Below are 16,997 nucleotides of genomic sequence, written 5' to 3' on the forward strand. Positions count from 1 at the left end.
GGCCGTCCGCCGTGCAGACCGTCGCGGGCGGACCCGCGCGGACTCAGTTGCCGGTGAGCTTCTCGCGCAGAGCGGCGAGCGCCTCGTCCGACGCGAGCGTGCCCGCGACCTCCTCCGCCGGGGCGGACGAGTAGGTCGACGGCGCCGGGCCGCTGCCCGTGGACTCGGACGTCGAGGCCTCGGCGTCCGCCTGGGCCGCCGCGGCGACCTGCTTACGGTGCGCCTCCCAGCGCTCGTGAGCGGCCGCGTACTGGGCCTCCCACGCCTCGCGCTGGGTCTCGAAGCCCTCGAGCCACTCGTTCGTCGTCGGGTCGAAGCCCTCGGGGTACTTGTAGTTGCCCTGCTCGTCGTACTCCGCCGCCATGCCGTACAGCGCGGGGTCGAAGTCGTCGGACTCGGGGTCGAAGCCCTCGTTCGCCTGCTTGAGCGACAGCGAGATGCGGCGACGCTCGAGGTCGATGTCGATGACCTTGACGAAGACGTCGTCGCCGACCTGCACGACCTGCTCCGGGATCTCGACGTGGCGCACGGCCAGCTCCGAGATGTGCACGAGGCCCTCGATGCCGTCCTCGACGCGCACGAACGCACCGAACGGGACGAGCTTGGTGACCTTGCCGGGCACGACCTGGCCGATGGCGTGCGTCCGGGCGAACGCCTGCCACGGGTCCTCCTGCGTCGCCTTCAGCGACAGGGAGACCCGCTCGCGGTCGAAGTCGACCTCGAGCACCTCGACCGTGACCTCCTGGCCCACCTCGACGACCTCGGACGGGTGGTCGATGTGCTTCCAGGACAGCTCGGAGACGTGCACGAGCCCGTCCACGCCGCCCAGGTCCACGAAGGCACCGAAGTTGACGATCGACGAGACGACACCGGGGCGCACCTGGCCCTTCTGCAGGGTCTGCAGGAAGGTGGAGCGGACCTCGGACTGCGTCTGCTCGAGCCACGCACGCCGCGACAGCACGACGTTGTTGCGGTTCTTGTCGAGCTCGATGATCTTCGCCTCGATCTCCTTGCCGACGTACGGCTGGAGGTCGCGCACGCGACGCATCTCGACGAGGGAGGCCGGCAGGAAGCCGCGCAGGCCGATGTCGAGGATGAGGCCGCCCTTGACGACCTCGATGACGGTGCCGGTGACGACGCCGTCCTCCTCCTTGATCTTCTCGATCGTGCCCCACGCCCGCTCGTACTGCGCGCGCTTCTTGGACAGGATCAGACGACCCTCCTTGTCCTCCTTCTGGAGGACCAGGGCCTCGACCTCGTCGCCGACCTTGACGACCTCGCCGGGGTCCACGTCGTGCTTGATGGACAGCTCGCGGGAGGGGATCACGCCCTCGGTCTTGTAACCGATGTCGAGCAGGACCTCGTCGCGGTCGACCTTGACGATGGTGCCCTCGACGATGTCGCCATCGTTGAAGTACTTGATGGTGGCGTCGATCGCAGCGAGGAAGTCCTCGGCCGTACCGATGTCGTTCACCGCGACCTGCGGGCTGGCCGGCTTCGCGGGGGTGGAGATGCTCATGTAGTGGTGGGCTCCGATGCGGACAGGAAGTAGTGCGGACAGGAATGGTGACGTGGTCCTCGCGCCGGTCGCCCGTCACGCCGACCCGCCGCACCCGCGTGCGGAGTGGAACCGGGCGGGGTGACGAGTCGGTACGCACGGGGATCGATGAACACGCGCGGCACCGCCGTCCACCCTATCGGGTGTGCGGCGGTGCAGGCAAAGGATGCGGATCAGGCGAGGGCCCGCGCCACCGTCAGCAGGTTCTGCGGGACGAACTTCACCTTGCCGGCGACCTCCTCGAGCGGCACCAGCACGACCTCCTCACCACGGATGGCCGTCATGACGTTGGTGGTACCGGCCGTCACGGCGTCGATCGCCGCGACGCCGAACCGGGACGCCAGGATCCGGTCCGCCGCCGTGGGGATGCCGCCGCGCTGCGTGTGGCCGAGCACCGTGACGCGCGTGTCGAAGCCGGTGCGCTGCTCGATCTCGGTCTTCAGCCGCTCACCGATGGCACCCGCGACGATCTCGCCGTACTTGCCCATCTGCGTCTCGTAGTGCATCGGCGTGTTCTCGGCGGGCACGGCCCCCTCGGCCACGACGACGATCGAGAAGCTCGCGTGCGCGCGGTGGCGGTGCTTGAGGAAGCGCTCGATCCGACCGATGTCGAACGGCTCCTCCGGGGCCAGCACGAGCTCCGCACCACCGGCGATGCCCGACGTCACGGCGATCCAGCCGGCGTGGCGCCCCATGACCTCGACGATCATCACGCGGTTGTGCGACTCGGCCGTCGTGTGGATCCGGTCGATGGCCTCGGTGGCGATGCTCACCGCGGTGTCGAACCCGATCGAGGCGTCGGTGCCCCAGACGTCGTTGTCGATCGTCTTGGGGATGCCGACGACCTTCACGCCCGCCTCGGCGACCTTGCTCGCGGCGTTCAGCGTCCCGTCGCCGCCGATGCAGATGAGCGCCTCGATGCGCTCCGCCTCGAGCGTCGCCAGTGCGGCGTCGAGCCCGCCGTCCGAGGCGTGCGGGTGGTACCGCGCCGTGCCGAGGAGCGTGCCGCCCGTGGGCAGCACGTTGCGGATGTGCTGGCGCGTCAGCGGCATGACGTCCCCGTCGACGACGCCCTTCCACCCGTTGCGGAAACCGATGATGGAGTGGCCGTGCTCGCCCTCCCCCCGCTTGACGACCGCACGGATCGCGGCATTCAGGCCGGGGACGTCGCCGCCACCCGTGAGCAGACCGACTCGCACGCTGGAGCTCCTCGTTCGCAGGGGCCGTCCCGCCGGGACAGCAGGGGGCCGGGCGCGCTCCGACGCGGCGCCGCACCTCCCACACTAGCGAGACCCGCGTGCGACGCCCTGCGGCTTCGGTCCCGGTGGGAGCCCGCGACCAGGGCGTAGGGCGTCAGGCGCTGCGCCCCAGGTCGAGGTCCCGCCCCGGGATCGCGTCGAGCAGCGTGCGGGTGTACTCCGTGCGCGGCGCGTCGAACACGTCGTCCACCGTGCCGCTCTCCACGACCCGTCCCTCCTGCATCACGCAGACCTCGTCCGCGATCTGGCGCACCACGGCGAGGTCGTGGCTGATGAACAGGTACGACAGGCCGAGCCGCTCCTGCAGGCCGGCCAGCAGGTGCAGGATCTGCGACTGCACGATGACGTCGAGCGCCGAGACCGCCTCGTCGCACACCACGAGCTCGGGCTCGAGCGCCAGGGCGCGGGCGATCGCGACCCGCTGGCGCTGCCCGCCCGACAGCTCCGCCGGGTACCGCGACAGCAGGGAGGTGGGCAGCGCCACCTGGTCCATGAGCTCGCGGACGCGCGCGTGGCGCTGCGCGCGGTCGCCGGTGCGGTGCGCCCGCAGCGGCTCCTCGATCGTCCGGAACACCGTGAACAGCGGGTCGAGGGACGCGTACGGGTCCTGGAAGATCGGCTGCACCCGCCGCCGGAACGCGACCTCGGCGGAGCGGTCGCGGTGCGCCACGTCGACACCGTCGAACCGGATCGCGCCGGACGTCGGGGCCAGCAGCCCCAGCATCATCCGCGCGACGGTCGACTTGCCGGACCCGGACTCCCCCACCACGGCCACGGTGCGCCCCCGGGGGATGACCAGGCTCACGTCGTCGACCGCGGTGAAGTCCGCGCCCCGGCCGAGCAGCCCGCGGCCGCGGATCCGGAACACCTTGCTGACGCGGTCGACCTCGACGAGCGGCGCTGCAGCCTCGGCGCCGTGCGGGGCCGACGCTCCCGGCCCGGCGGTGCGACCGGTCGCGGCGGGCCGGACGTCCTCCTGCTCGCCGGTCCGCGCGGCGGCGGGCTCCGCACCGACGGGCACGGGGACGTCGGCACCGTGACGGGCGAGCTCGATGCGCCGCGACGTCAGGGAGGGTGCCGCGGCGAGCAGCCGCCGCGTGTACTCGTGCTGCGGGGCCGTGAGGATCGCGTGCGCGTCCCCCTCCTCGACCACCTCGCCGCGGTACATCACGACCACCCGGTCGGCGCGCTCCGCCGCCAGCCCCAGGTCGTGCGTGATGAGCAGCACCGCGACGCCCAGCCGGTCGGTGAGCTCCGTCAGCCCGTCGAGGATCGTGCGCTGCACCGTCACGTCGAGCGCCGACGTCGGCTCGTCGGCGATGAGCAGACGCGGCCGGGCGGCCAGGCCGACGGCGATCAGCGCCCGCTGCCGCATGCCCCCCGAGAACTCGTGCGGGTACTGCTGCGCACGCCGCTCCGCGTCGGGCAGGCCGGCCTCGGCCAGGAGCTCGATCGTGCGCGCGCGCACGCCCCGGCCGCGCAGCACGCCGTTGTCCTCGAGCGTCTCGTCCACCTGGGACCCGACCCGGCGGACCGGGTTGAGGTTCGACATCGGGTCCTGCGGCACCATCCCGATGCGCGAGCCGCGGACGCGGTGCATCGCGTCGGGCCCGAGCGCCACGAGGTCCTCGCCCTCGAAGAGGATCGAGCCCGCCGTGACGGAGCCGTTGCCGGCGAGCAGCCCGATCACGGCGGCGGCCGTCGTGGACTTGCCCGAGCCGGACTCCCCCACGACCGCCACGGTCTGGCCGGCGTGGACGTCGAACGACACGCCGCGCACCGCGGTGGCCGTGCCGGACTCCGTGCGGAACGTGACCTCGAGGTCCCGGATGCGCAGCAGCGGCTCGCCCCGGTCGTCCTCCTGCTCCGGTGTGCCGGTCACGCTCATCGCCTCCTCGATCGCGGGTCGAGGGCCTCACGCAGCGCCTCGCCGAACAACGTGAAGCCCAGGGCCGTCACGGAGATGCAGATGCCGGGCCACAGCGCGAGCCGTGGTGCCACCTCGAGCTCGTTCTGCGCGGCCACGAGCATGCGCCCCCACTCGGCGGTCGTCGGCGACCCGCCGCCCAGGCCGAGGAACGACAGCGCCGCCGCCTCGATGACGGCCGTCGCGAGCAGGAGCGTGGCCTGCACGATCACCGGGGACACGCTGTTGGGCAGGACGTGGCTCATGGTGACCGTGCGCCGTGACAGGCCCAGGGACCGGGCGGCCAGCACGTAGTCCTGGCCCTTCTGGGCCAGCATCGACCCCCGCAGCAGCCGCGCGAACACGGGCACCTGGACGACGCCGATCGCGATGACGACCGACGAGGGCGTCTGCCCGGCCACCGCGGCGATCGACACGGCGAGCAGCAGGCTGGGGACGGCCAGCATGAGGTCGACCAGCCGCATGACGGCCGAGTCGACCCACCCGCCGAACGCGCCTGCGAGCACCCCGAGCACCATGCCGCCCGCGAGCCCGAGCAGCGTCGACAGGACACCGATGAGCAGCGAGGCGCGCGCCCCCCAGATCAGCTGGGACAGCACGTCGGCCCCGTACCGGTCCAGGCCGAGCGGGTGGGCGGCCGACGGCCCGGGGATGTACGTCGGGCGGACGTCGGCACGGCCGGGCAGCGCACCGGGCGCGTACGGCGCCAGCACCGGGGCGAGCAGGGCCACCAGCAGGAACGCCACGACGATCACGACGCCGAGGATCGCCGCGGGGTTGCGCAGCAGACGACGCGCCGCGACGCGCCACAGCGCCTCCCCCGCGCGGCGGTCCTCCGCGAGCTCGCCGGCGTCGACCGGCGCCTGCGGGACCTCGTAGACCTCGGGTGCGCTCATCGGGTCCTCATCCTCGGGTCGATCAGGCCGTACGACACGTCGACCGCCAGGTTCACCAGGGCGTAGACCACGGCGATGAGCAGGATGAAGCCCTGCAGCACCGCGTAGTCGAGGTTGAACACCGCGTCGGCGAGGAACTTGCCGACGCCGGGGAACGCGAACACGGTCTCGGTCAGCACCGCGCCGGACAGCAGCAGGCCGATCTGCAGGCCGATGGTGGTCGAGACGGGCAGCATCGCGTTGTGCAGGATCACGCGCCCGCGCACGTGGGAGGGCGCGAGCCCCTTGGCGCGGGCGGTGCGGACGTAGTCGGCGTGCTGCACGTCGATCACCGACGCGCGGGTGATCCGGGCGATGATCGCCAGCGGGATGGTGCCCAGCGCGAGGGCCGGCAGCACGAGGTGCATCAGGGCGTCCCAGCTCGCGTCCCACTCGCGGGTCGCGACCCCGTCGAGCACGTAGAACCCGGTCGGGTGCGTCGCCACCATGGCGGGGTCCTGCCGCCCGGCGGACGGGAACCAGCCGAGCTGTACGGCGAACAGCCACTTCAGCAGGAACGCCAGGAAGAAGACGGGGATCGTCACGCCGAGCAGCGAGCTCACGACCGCGGCGTGGTCGACGAGCCGACCCTGGCGTCGGGCCGCCACGTAGCCCAGCGGGACGCCCACGCCGACGGCGACGAGCAGCGCGACGAGCGACAGCTCGATCGTCGCGGGGAACCGGGCCACGAACTCGTCGAGGACGGGCCGCCCCGTGCGGGTCGACACGCCGAAGTTGCCCTGCAGGAGCTGACCCAGCCAGGTCACGTACTGCTGGGGCAGCGGTCGGTCGAACCCGTAGAGCTGGTTGATGCGTGCCACGGCGTCCGGGGTCGCGCGCTCCCCCAGGAGGGCCGTCGCCGGCCCCCCCGGGAGAGCACGCACCCACAGGAACAGCAGCACCGACAGCCCGAGCAGGGTCGGGACGAGCAGCGCGAGGCGCCGCAGGATCAGTCGGGTCATCGGGTCGAGCAGCTCCTCAGTCGCCCAGGGTGATCACGTTGTAGACCTCGTCCTGGACCGGCGACGCCGGGTAGCCCTGGACGTCGGCCTTGAACGCGAGCGACGGCACCGGGTGGGCCAGCGGGACGCCCGGCAGGAAGTCGAGGATGGCCGCGTTGGCCGCCTCGTACGCCTCGGTCTGGGCGTCGAGGTCCGCGACGTACCGCGCGTCGTTGATCGCCGTGAACAGCTCGGGGTTGTCGAAGCCCCACTCGTTCGACGTGCCGCCGAAGAAGACGCCGATGAAGTTGTAGGTGTCGTTGTAGTCGCCGGTCCACCCGAGCAGGTGCAGCCCGTGGTCGGCGCCGCCCTGGATCCGGTCGAGGTACTCCGGGTTCCACGGGTCCGGCACCGCGTTGACCGTGATGCCGACGGCCTCGAGGTCCGCCTCGATCGCCGTGAACACCTGCTCCGGCGTCGGCATGTAGGGCCGCGACACGTTGGTCGGGTAGTTGAAGTCGATCGTGAGCGCCGACTTCCCGGCCTCGGCGAGCAGGGAGCGCGCCTTGTCCGGGTCGTACTCGTAGGTCGCGACGTCGGCGTTCCAGCCGGCGACCGACGGCGGCACGAAGTTCGTCGCGACCTCGGTGCCCTCGGGCAGCGTCTGGGCGACGAGCGCCTCCTTGTTGATCGCGTGCGCGATCGCCTGCCGGACCCGCACGTCGGCCAGGTCCGGGTTGGCCTGGTTCATGCCGAGGTACAGCACGTTGAAGGGCTCACGGTTGACGATCTGGAAGCCTGCCTCCTCGAGGGCCACCACGTCGGCGGGGCCGACGAGGTCGTACCCGTCGATGTCGCCGGCCTGCAGCGCCTGCCGTCGCGCGGTCGCGTCCGAGATGATCGGGAAGACGACCCGCCGGACCTGACCCTGCTCGCCCCAGTAGTCGTCGTAGGCGCTGAGCACGACCTCCTCGCCCGGGCTCCAGGACTCGAACACGAAGGGCCCGGTGCCGGTGGGGTGCCCGGTGGCGTACTCGGGCAGCACCGGCGCCTCGCCGTCGCCGCTCACGCCGTCCGCGTCGTACTCCTCGAGCGCCGTGGGCGACTGCATGGCGAACGCGGGCAGGGACAGGGCCGAGACCAGCTCCGGCAGCGGGCTGCGCAGGTGGATCACGGCGGTGCCGGCGTCGGGCGCCTCGCACGACTCGTACTTGCCGGTGCCGTTCAGGCTCTCGACGTCGCTGCTCGCGAACCCGCCGTTGACCTTCTGCCAGTAGTAGGAGAGCGACTCCGACTGCAGGACACCGGTGAAGTTGTTCCAGCGCTCGAAGTTGGCGCACACCGCGTCGCCGTCGAAGTCGGTGCCGTCGTGGAAGGTCACGCCCTCCTTGAGCTCGAACGTGTACTCCAGGCCGTCGTCGCTGACCTCCCACGACTCCGCGAGCAGGGGCGCGGGGTCTGCCGTGCCGGGCTCGACGCCGACCAGGCCCTCGAAGATCTGGCGCGCCACGCGGAACGACTCGCCGTCGCTGGCGAAGGCCGGGTCGAGCGAGGACGGGTCGCCGGACGCCGCGAAGATGAAGGTGTCACGCCCTCCGTCCGTCGCGCCGTCGTCGCCACCGGTGTCGCGGTCGCTGGCGGCGCACGCGGTCAGGGCGAGCCCCACCACCAGCCCTCCGGCCACCATCTGCCATCTGGTCCTCACTGCAGCCACCTCTCGTCAGGGCCTGGTTGTGCACCACGCCGCCCGGGACCCGGCAGACGCTAGGGGCGCCGTGTCACGCGCGTGTTACGCACCGGTACGGATTCGGCATCGGACAGACTGGCAGGATGTCGGAGGAATCGCCGGACGACGCGCTGGCCGCTGCCGGATACCTGGACGTCCCGGACGATCAGGGCGGACGCGCCGCCCGCGGGTGGTGGGACGCCAACGCGCAGGAGTACCTCGACGAGCACGGCGCGTTCCTCGGCCCCGCCGACCTGCTGTGGTGCCCCGAAGGGCTGCGGGAGTCGGACGCGCACCTGCTCGGCGACGTCCGCGGCGCCCGGGTCCTGGAGCTCGGTGCCGGGGCGGCCCAGGGGACGCGCTGGCTGCGCACGCAGGCCGGCGCCGACGGGGTCGCGACCGACGTGTCCGCGGGCATGCTCGCGGCAGCACGGCGGCTCGACGCGCAGACGGGCACCCGGACGCCGCTCGTGCAGGCCGACGCCCGTGCCCTGCCGTTCGCGTCCGCGTCGTTCGACGTCGCGTTCACCGCGTTCGGTGCGCTGCCGTTCGTGCCCGACGCCGCCCGCGTGCACGCCGAGGTCGCCCGGGTGCTGCGCCCGGGCGGCCGCTGGGTCTTCTCGGTCACCCACCCGGTGCGCTGGGCCTTCCCCGACGACCCCGGTGAGGGTGGGCTCACGGCCACCCGGTCCTACTTCGACCGACGGCCCTACGTCGAGCAGGCTGCGGACGGGCGCGTGCTGTACGCCGAGTACCACAGGACCCTGGCCGACCACGTGGGCGACGTCGTCGGCGCCGGGCTGGTGGTCGACGGGCTCCTGGAGCCCGAGTGGCCCGCGGGCCACCACCGCGTGTGGGGAGGCTGGGGGCCGGTGCGCGGCGCCCGGTTGCCCGGGACGCTCATCGTGCGGGCGCACCGGCCCCCTGCCTGACCCGTCAGTGGCTGGTCGCCTTCTCGGCGCCGGCCCCGGTGAGCGAGCGCACCTCCATCTCGGCGAACTTCTCCGGGTGCGGCTGCTCCTTCGACAGCAGCGTCCCGACGATCCCGAGCAGGAACGCGAGCGGGATCGAGACGATCCCCGGGTTCTCCAGCGGGAAGATCGCGAAGTCCACCGACGTGTCGCGGATCATCGACAGGCTGTCGCCCGTGATCGGGTCGACCTTGCCGGACACCACCGGCGAGAAGGCGATGAGCACGATGCACGAGACGAGCCCGCCGTACATGCTCCACAGCGCGCCGGACGTGTTGAACCGCTTCCAGAACAGCGAGTACAGGATCGTCGGCAGGTTCGCCGAGGCCGCGACCGCGAACGCCAGCGCCACGAGGAACGCCACGTTCTGACCGTTCGCGAAGATCCCGCCCACGATCGCCAGTGCCCCGATCACCAGGACGGTGATGCGTGCGACGCGCACCTCGCCGTCCGGCGCCACCTGGCCCTGCTTGATGACCGACGCGTAGATGTCGTGCGCGAACGACGCGGCAGCGGTGATCGTCAGGCCCGCGACGACCGCGAGGATGGTCGCGAACGCCACCGCGGAGATGATGCCGAGCAGGAACACCCCGCCCAGCTCGTACGCGAGCAGCGGCGCCGCGGAGTTCGCCTTGCCGGGCGACGACATGATCGTCTCCGGCCCGACCAGCGCGCCGGCACCGTAGCCGAGGACGAGCGTGAACAGGTAGAAGATGCCGATGAGCCAGATCGCCCACACCACCGACCGACGCGCCTCCTTGGCGGACGGCACGGTGTAGAAGCGCATGAGGACGTGCGGCAGACCGGCGGTCCCGAGCACGAGCGCCAGCGCGAGGGACAGGAAGTTGAGCTGCGTCAGCGCCGTGGCCCCGTACTGCCGGCCGGGCTCGACGAGCGTCTCACCGCCCTCGCCCGCGGCGTCGATCGCTCCCTGGAGCACCGCCGACAGGTCGAAGCCGAACCGCGCGAGGACCCACACGGTCATGAGGCCCGCGCCGGCGATCAGCAGGATCGCCTTGATGATCTGCACCCACGTGGTGCCCTTCATGCCGCCGACGAGGACGTAGAGGATCATCAGCGCGCCGACCACGGCGATCACGAGCGCCTGCCCCGCGGGACCGTCGATGCCCAGCAGCAGAGCGACGAGACCACCCGCCCCCGCCATCTGCGCCAGCAGGTAGAAGAACACGACGGCGAGCGTCGACAGCGCCGCGGCGAGCCGCACCGGACGCTGCTTCAGCCGGAACGACAGCACGTCGGCCATCGTGAAGCGCCCGGTGTTGCGCAGCAGCTCGGCGACCAGCAGGAGCGCCACGAGCCAGGCGACCAGGAACCCGATCGAGTACAGGAAGCCGTCGTACCCGTAGATGGCGATGGCACCGCAGATGCCCAGGAACGACGCCGCGGACAGGTAGTCCCCCGCGATCGCCGTCCCGTTCTGCGGCCCCGTGAAGGACCGGCCGGCCGCGTAGTAGTCCGCGGCACTCTTGTTGTTGCGTGACGCCCGGAACACGATCACCAGGGTCACCAGGACGAACGCCCCGAAGATGGCGATGTTGACGACGGGATCGCCGACCTGGCCGCCGTCGGCGGCAGCGGCGGCCACGGGTGCACCGGCGGCGATCATGCGCGGCTCCCGTCCGCGGGGCGGGCCGGGGCCGCGCCGTCGATGAGGGCACCGGACTCGATGTGCTCGCGAAGGTTCTCCGCGACCGCGTCCTGCTTCTGGTTCGCCCAGCGCGCGTAGGCCATCGTGATGGCGAACGTGGAGACGAACTGCCCGAGCCCGAGGAGCAGCCCCACCGTGATCGTGCCGACGACCCGCTGGCTCATGAACGCGTGGGCGTAGTTCGCGAGCAGGACGTACAGGAAGTACCACGCCAGGAACAGCGCGGTCATCGGGAACACGAAGTTGCGGAACCTGCGCCGCAGGTCCTGGAACTCCGGCGATCGTTGAACGCGCTGGTAGTCGGTCTCCGTCTGACTCTGGGACACATGCACCTCCGCTGCCCGGGCGGCCCCGTCGCCGCCAGGTGGACACTGTGGCGCACATCACCCCACGGAATCCAGACATCGGGGCACGAAACTTCGTCCGCGTGTCGCGGACCGCGACGAGGGTCACACGGACCGGTGACATCGCGGGCCCGCCCGGGGCGCCTGCGGTCAGTGCCCGGCGGCGTGCCAGCTGGCCCCGACGCCGACCGAGACGTCCAGGGGGACGTCCAGGGGCCCGTCGGGCAGGCCGTCGCCTGCGCGGCCCATCTGGTCGCGCACCAGCGCCTCCACCTCGTCGCGCTCCCCCGCGGCGACCTCGAGCACCAGCTCGTCGTGCACCTGCAGGAGCAGCCGCGAACGCAGCCCGCGCCGCGTGAGCTCGCCGTCCACCCCCAGCATCGCGACCTTGATGAGGTCGGCCGCGCTGCCCTGGATCGGCGCGTTGAGCGCCATCCGCTCGGCCGTCTCGCGGCGCTGCCGGTTGTCGCTCGTGAGGTCCGGCAGGTAGCGGCGGCGGCCCAGCACCGTCGCGGTGTACCCGGTCGCCCGGGCCCGGTCCACGACGCTGGTCAGGTAGTCGCGCACCCCGCCGAACCGCTCGAAGTAGTCGGCCATGAGCGCGGACGCCTCGGACACCTCGATCGACAGCTGCTGGGACAGCCCGTAGGACGACAGCCCGTACGCCAGCCCGTAGCTCATGGCCTTGATCTTCGAGCGCATCGCGGGCGTGACCTCGTCCGTGGGCACGCCGAAGACGCGGGAGCCGACGTAGCTGTGCAGGTCCTCACCCGAGCGGAAGGCCTCGATGAGCCCCTCGTCGCCGGACAGGTGCGCCATGATGCGCATCTCGATCTGCGAGTAGTCGGCCGTCAGCAGCGTGTCGTACCCCGGCCCGACGACGAACGTGCGCCGGATCTGACGCCCGGCGTCGGTCCGGATGGGGATGTTCTGCAGGTTGGGGTCCGCCGAGGACAGGCGTCCGGTGGCGGCGATGGTCTGCTGGAACGTCGTGTGGATGCGACCGTCGTCACCGACCGAGCGCAGCAGCCCCTCGACCGTCTGGCGCAGCCGGATGGCGTCACGGTGCGCGAGCAGGTGCTCGAGGAACGGGTGCCCCGTGCGGGCGAACAGGTCGGTGAGTGACGCCGCGTCGGTCGTCCAGCCGGTCTTGATCCGCTTGGTCTTCGGCATCCCCAGCTGGTCGAACAGCACCTCCTGGAGCTGCTTGGGCGACCCGAGGTTCACCTCGCGCCCGATGACGGCGTAGGCCTCCGCCGCCGCGTCCTGCACCTGCGCGTCGAACTCCCGCTCCAGCGACGCCAGGTCCTCGCGGTCCACCGCGATCCCGGTGCGCTCCATGCGGGCCAGCACGTCCTGCAGCGGCAGCTCGATGTCGGACAGGAGCATCCCTGCGCCCCGGTCGGCGACCTCGCCCCCCAGCACGTCGACGAGGTCGCGCACGGCGGCGGCGCGGACGGCCGCCCGACGCCCCTCGTCAGCCCCGTCCACCTCCAGGTCGAGCGCCCCCTGGCCGGCCGAGGAGTCGTCCGCTGCGACCAGCTCGCGGTGCAGGTAGCCGATCGCGAGGTCCGACAGGTCGTACGCGCGGCGGTCCGGCTGGCACAGGTACGCCGCGAGCTCGGTGTCGAAGGTGACACCGCGCAGCGGCAGGCCACGCCCCTCCAGCGCGTGCCAGGCCTCCTTCGCGGCGTGCAGGGCCTTGCGCCGCGACGGGTCCGCCAACCAGGCCGCGAGCGCGGCGTCGTCCACGGGGTCGATCGCCGTGAGGTCGTAGGCGACGGCCTGACCGTCGCCGTCGGCGATCGCCACGCCCCAGGCGTCACCCCGCGCCGGGGCACCGGTCCCCCGGACGTCGAGCCCCAGGACGTCGTCGGCACGCGCGTCGAGCCAGGCGCCCAGGCCGCCGACGCCGGTCTCGACCAGATCGAGCGCCGCGGCCGTGGCGACGCGCTCGTCACGGGTGTCGTCGGGCAGCATCGCGAACAGCCGGTCGCGCAGCGTCCGGAACTCCAGGCCGTCGAGGATCTCGTGCAGCGCGGCCCGGTCCCACGGGCGGACGGCGAGGTCCTCGGGGCCGACCGGCAGCTCGAGGTCGTCGAGCAGGTGGTTGAGCTCACGGTTGAGCGCGACCTGCTCGAGGTTCGCCCGCAGCGACTCCCCGGCCTTGCCGGTGATGCGCTCGGCGTTGGCCAGCACGCCCGCCAGCCCGTCGTAAAGGCCGATCCACTTGGCCGCGGTCTTGGGGCCGACGCCCGGGACGCCCGGCAGGTTGTCGCTGGTCTCCCCGACGAGCGCCGCCAGGTCCGGGTACCGCGCGGGCGGCACCCCGTACTTCGCCTCGACCGCCTCCGGCGTCATGCGCGCCATCTCGGACACCCCGCGCACCGGGTACAGCACGGTGACGGTCGGGCCCACCAGCTGGAACGAGTCGCGGTCGCCCGAGCAGATCGCCACGTGCATGCCCTGGTCGCGGGCCCGCGCGGTCAGCGTGGCGAGGATGTCGTCCGCCTCGAACCCCGGCTTCTCCAGGACCTGCACGTGCATGGTCGCCAGGAGGTCCTTGATGATGTCGACCTGACCGCGGAACGGCTCGGGCGTGGCGGCGCGGTTGCCCTTGTACGACTCCAGCCGCTCGGTGCGGAACGTCGTCCGGCCGGCGTCGAACGCGACCGCCACGTGCGTCGGCTCCTCGTCCCGCAGCAGGTTGGCGAGCATCGAGGTGAACCCGAACACGGCGTTCGTCGGCTGACCCGTCGAGGTCGCGAAGTTCTCCACCGGCAGCGCGTAGAACGCGCGGTACGCCATCGAGTGGCCGTCGATGAGGAGCAGTCGCGGGGTCGTCGAACCGGGGGTCGTTGGCTGGTCGGCACTCACGGGTGCCAACCTATCTGCCATGTCCGACACCCCCTTCACCCTCCCGCCGACCGTCGACACCCTCCTGCACCGCATGGGCATCGAGATCACGCACGTCGACGCGGACGGCGCGACCGGCACCATGCCGGTCAGCGGCAACACCCAGCCCTACGGCCTGCTGCACGGGGGTGCGTCGGCGACGTTGGCCGAGACCCTCGGCTCGCTGGCCGCGACGGCCCACGCCGGGGCGGGTCGCGCGGCGGTCGGCATCGAGCTCAACGCCACGCACCACCGCTCCGCGCGCGCCGGCACGGTCGTCGGCACCGCGCGCGCCCTGCACCGCGGCCGGTCGCTGGCGACCTACGAGGTCGTCGTGGAGGACGACGAGGGTCGGCGGCTCTGCACCGCACGCCTGACCTGCATGCTCATCGACGCCCCGGCCTGACGGGCTCGCTCGTCGTCCCCGGCCGCACGGGCGCGGGCCCGTCGCCGCCGCTCGATGAGGTCCTCGAGCCCCCGGGACGCCGGCCGGCGGGCCGTCACCGGCACGTCCTGCGCGAGCCGTCGCTGCAGGGCGGGGGTGCTGACGACGCGGTGCGCGGCCGCGGGGGCGAACCCGAGCCGGGCCAGGAAGCGTTGCATGCCGCGCGACCCCGGCAGCGGCGCCGCGTAGACGTCGGTCGCACCCGCCGCCTCGGCGACCTCCGCGGCCGCCTGGAGCATCGCGTGGCCCAGGCCCCGGCGGCGGGACTGCGGCCGGACGTACACGGCGTCCAGGCTGAGGACCGTCGCGTCGGACAGCAGCCCGGGCCCCAGCAGCCGGCACAGGGCCATGCCCGCGGGCTCGCCGTCGCACGTCGCGACCAGCACGACCCCGTCCTGCACCGAACCGAGCACGGAGAGGTGCGCGCTCAGGCGCTCGCGGTCGTCGGAGCAGAGCTGGCGACCGAGACCCGACTCGTTCCGCGCCTGCAGGCAGAGATCGACGAGATCCTCGATGTCCGTCGACGAGGCGGGTCGGACGTGTACACCTGGCCGCACTGCGGGCCTCCCGGGACGAGGTCGTGACTCCTGGCGCACCGTCCCCCGGCCCGTGCGCCCTGCACCGATCATGGCCCACCGGACGACGTCTGCCTAGGGGGAGCATCCACCCCAGCCCGGTGAACCGGGACGAAAGCACCGGGACCGGCCGCCGCGGCCGCGCCGATCGGTCGCGATTCACTACCGATCGGTAGGCAACCCTCGCGCATACGTAATGAACAGGACACAATCCCTGCCTATCGTCTGCTGACCGTGGGCGAGGGCCCATCCCACCGTGCGGCGCCGAGGCGTCAGCGCCCGACCCACCAGGACGGAGGTCAGACGTGCGAGCAGTCGCGTGCCGGGACCGATCCGTCGCCCTGCGTCGAGGAGCCGCCGGCCTGCTGCTGGCACTCCTCACCGCCCTGTCGACGCTCGTCGTCGTCGGACCGGCGCACGCGGCGACCGCCCCCTGCAGTCCCGACGACGCCACGGCGTGCCTCAACGTGACCGTGACGGTGCCCGGCACCGGACCCGCGGCGGGTGTCGGCCTGACCGTGGAGGGCGAGGGCGAGCCGGTCCAGGCGACCACGGACGACGCCGGGAAGGCGTCGGTCGCGCTCACGGCCGCCGGCGACTACACGGTCACGGTGGACGAGGCGACCCTGCCGGCGGGCACGACGCTGAAGGACCCGGCGGCCAACCCCGCGACCGTCACGGTCGCGCTCGGACGTGCCGCCGGACGGATCGTGCAGCTGCTGCCGCCCGGGGCCGAGGCCGGCGCCGAGGCGACGCCGACGGACGACGCCGGTGCGACGGCGACGCCGGAGGACGCCGACGCCGCGGCCGGCGACGCCGAGGCGGGAGCCGAGGCCGAGTCGAGCGCGGAGGCGTCCGCCGCGCCCGGCACGAACCGCTACGCCCAGCTCCTGCTGGCCGGGACCGTGTTCGGCCTGCTGCTGGCGCTCGCGGCGCTCGGCGCCAACCTCATCTACGGCACCACGGGGCTGTCGAACTTCGCGCACGGTGAGCTGGTGACCCTCGGCGGCATGGTCGCGTTCCTCGCCGTGCAGCGCGCGCACCTGCCGCTGTGGCTGGCCATCGTCCTGGCCACCGCCGCCGGCGCGCTCCTGGGCTGGTTCCTCAACCGGTTCCTGTTCCGCCCGCTGCGACGGCGCGGCGTCGGGATCACCCAGCAGATGATCGTCACGATCGGTCTGTCGCTCGCGCTGGTGTCCGCGTACCTCTTCTTCTTCAGCGCGCAGCCCAAGCCCGTGGTGTCGGCCATCTCCCAGCGCATGCAGCTCGGCCCGGTGCAGATCTCCGCGCAGTCGCTGGTGTCGGTCGGCATCGCCGTCGTGGTGCTCACCCTGGTCGCCTTCGTCCTGGCCCGCACCCGGATGGGACGCGCGACGCGGGCGGTGTCGGACAACCCCGCACTCGCTGCGGCGACCGGCATCAGGGTGGAGTCCGTCATCAGCCGGGTGTGGGTGGTCTCGGCCGCGCTCGCCTCGCTGGGCGGGGTGCTGCTGTCGCTCTACCTCAACACGACCCGTTTCAACTTCGGCTCGACCCTCCTGCTGCTGATGTTCGCAGCCATCACGCTCGGCGGGCTGGGCTCACCGCTCGGCGCCGTCATCGGGGCCCTGGTCATCGGGCTCGTGGTGGAACTGTCGACGATCGTCCTGCCCAACGACATGCGCTACGCGAGCGCGCTCGTCATCCTCATCCTCGTCCTGCTGGTGCGACCGCAGGGCATCCTCGGGCGCGCCGAGCGCATCGGCTAGCGGG

The 16,997-nt window shown here is 72.4% G+C and carries 13 protein-coding genes; 3 read left to right on the forward strand and 10 right to left on the reverse strand.

The genetic code is table 11. From position 1 onward, the window contains the following. Positions 1–43 precede the first annotated feature (43 nt). The 6 genes from rpsA to KG103_RS09975 all read right to left on the reverse strand — a co-directional run bounded on the left by rpsA (position 44) and on the right by KG103_RS09975 (position 8,307). Positions 44–1,519, reverse strand: coding sequence for a 30S ribosomal protein S1 (gene rpsA, locus KG103_RS09950; protein WP_089799217.1), 1,476 nt, complete (start codon positions 1,517–1,519; stop codon positions 44–46). A gap of 212 nt (positions 1,520–1,731) precedes the next feature. Then, positions 1,732–2,757, reverse strand: a complete 1,026-nt coding sequence (locus tag KG103_RS09955; protein ID WP_207342177.1) for a 6-phosphofructokinase — start codon at positions 2,755–2,757, stop codon at positions 1,732–1,734. A gap of 154 nt (positions 2,758–2,911) precedes the next feature. Next, positions 2,912–4,705: an ABC transporter ATP-binding protein gene (locus KG103_RS09960; RefSeq protein WP_207342176.1), complete on the reverse strand. Its 1,794-nt coding sequence runs from the start codon at positions 4,703–4,705 to the stop codon at positions 2,912–2,914. Continuing rightward, positions 4,702–5,640 carry an ABC transporter permease gene (locus tag KG103_RS09965; protein ID WP_207342175.1) on the reverse strand — a complete coding sequence of 313 codons (939 nt, stop codon included), beginning with the start codon at positions 5,638–5,640 and terminating at the stop codon, positions 4,702–4,704. The genes KG103_RS09960 and KG103_RS09965 overlap by 4 nt, the downstream gene beginning before the upstream one ends. Further along, the gene (locus KG103_RS09970; protein WP_207342174.1) at positions 5,637–6,641 is read right to left on the reverse strand and encodes an ABC transporter permease; all 1,005 of its coding nucleotides are present in this window, start codon (positions 6,639–6,641) and stop codon (positions 5,637–5,639) included. The genes KG103_RS09965 and KG103_RS09970 overlap by 4 nt, the downstream gene beginning before the upstream one ends. Before the next feature lie 16 nt (positions 6,642–6,657). Further along, a complete protein-coding gene (locus tag KG103_RS09975; protein ID WP_207342286.1) occupies positions 6,658–8,307 on the reverse strand; it encodes an ABC transporter substrate-binding protein in 1,650 nt (549 codons plus the stop codon). A gap of 143 nt (positions 8,308–8,450) precedes the next feature. On the opposite strand from KG103_RS09975, the gene KG103_RS09980 reads away from it, so the two are divergent. Next, positions 8,451–9,278 carry a class I SAM-dependent methyltransferase gene (locus KG103_RS09980; RefSeq protein WP_207342173.1) on the forward strand — a complete coding sequence of 276 codons (828 nt, stop codon included), beginning with the start codon at positions 8,451–8,453 and terminating at the stop codon, positions 9,276–9,278. Between the two features lie 4 nt (positions 9,279–9,282). On the opposite strand, the gene KG103_RS09985 is transcribed toward KG103_RS09980, so the two are convergent. The 3 genes from KG103_RS09985 to polA all read right to left on the reverse strand — a co-directional run bounded on the left by KG103_RS09985 (position 9,283) and on the right by polA (position 14,228). Further along, entirely contained in the window at positions 9,283–10,944 is a 1,662-nt protein-coding gene (locus tag KG103_RS09985; RefSeq protein WP_207342172.1) for a solute symporter family protein, read from the reverse strand. Next, on the reverse strand, positions 10,941–11,312 hold the full coding sequence (locus KG103_RS09990) for a DUF485 domain-containing protein (RefSeq protein WP_207342171.1): 372 nt from the start codon (positions 11,310–11,312) through the stop codon (positions 10,941–10,943). Before KG103_RS09990 ends, KG103_RS09985 begins: the two co-directional genes overlap by 4 nt. 168 nt (positions 11,313–11,480) lie before the next feature. Next, complete coding sequence (gene polA, locus KG103_RS09995) at positions 11,481–14,228, reverse strand: DNA polymerase I (protein WP_207342170.1); 2,748 nt, start codon at positions 14,226–14,228, stop codon at positions 11,481–11,483. On the opposite strand from polA, the gene KG103_RS10000 reads away from it, so the two are divergent. Beyond that, positions 14,227–14,631: a PaaI family thioesterase gene (locus KG103_RS10000; RefSeq protein WP_207342169.1), complete on the forward strand. Its 405-nt coding sequence runs from the start codon at positions 14,227–14,229 to the stop codon at positions 14,629–14,631. The two genes, polA and KG103_RS10000, sit on opposite strands and share 2 nt — an antisense overlap. On the opposite strand, the gene KG103_RS10005 is transcribed toward KG103_RS10000, so the two are convergent. After that, complete coding sequence (locus KG103_RS10005; RefSeq protein WP_249670536.1) at positions 14,547–15,083, reverse strand: GNAT family N-acetyltransferase; 537 nt, start codon at positions 15,081–15,083, stop codon at positions 14,547–14,549. The two genes, KG103_RS10000 and KG103_RS10005, sit on opposite strands and share 85 nt — an antisense overlap. Positions 15,084–15,550: 467 nt before the next feature. Between KG103_RS10005 and KG103_RS10010 the strand changes: the two genes are divergently transcribed. After that, entirely contained in the window at positions 15,551–16,993 is a 1,443-nt protein-coding gene (locus KG103_RS10010) for an ABC transporter permease subunit (RefSeq protein ID WP_249670537.1), read from the forward strand. Positions 16,994–16,997 lie beyond the last annotated feature (4 nt).

This window comes from Cellulomonas wangleii, from assembly GCF_018388445.1.
In the GTDB taxonomy this organism is placed as follows: domain Bacteria; phylum Actinomycetota; class Actinomycetes; order Actinomycetales; family Cellulomonadaceae; genus Cellulomonas; species Cellulomonas wangleii.

Coding starts and splice junctions, on each gene's coding strand:
- rpsA (WP_089799217.1), bottom strand. CDS start 1,519: ATGAGCATCTCCACCCCCGCGAAGCCGGCCAGCCCGCAGGTCGCGGTG.
- KG103_RS09960 (WP_207342176.1), bottom strand. CDS start 4,705: ATGAGCGTGACCGGCACACCGGAGCAGGAGGACGACCGGGGCGAGCCG.
- KG103_RS09965 (WP_207342175.1), bottom strand. CDS start 5,640: ATGAGCGCACCCGAGGTCTACGAGGTCCCGCAGGCGCCGGTCGACGCC.
- KG103_RS09970 (WP_207342174.1), bottom strand. CDS start 6,641: ATGACCCGACTGATCCTGCGGCGCCTCGCGCTGCTCGTCCCGACCCTG.
- KG103_RS09975 (WP_207342286.1), bottom strand. CDS start 8,307: ATGGTGGCCGGAGGGCTGGTGGTGGGGCTCGCCCTGACCGCGTGCGCC.
- KG103_RS09980 (WP_207342173.1), top strand. CDS start 8,451: ATGTCGGAGGAATCGCCGGACGACGCGCTGGCCGCTGCCGGATACCTG.
- KG103_RS09985 (WP_207342172.1), bottom strand. CDS start 10,944: ATGATCGCCGCCGGTGCACCCGTGGCCGCCGCTGCCGCCGACGGCGGC.
- KG103_RS10000 (WP_207342169.1), top strand. CDS start 14,227: ATGTCCGACACCCCCTTCACCCTCCCGCCGACCGTCGACACCCTCCTG.
- polA (WP_207342170.1), bottom strand. CDS start 14,228: ATGGCAGATAGGTTGGCACCCGTGAGTGCCGACCAGCCAACGACCCCC.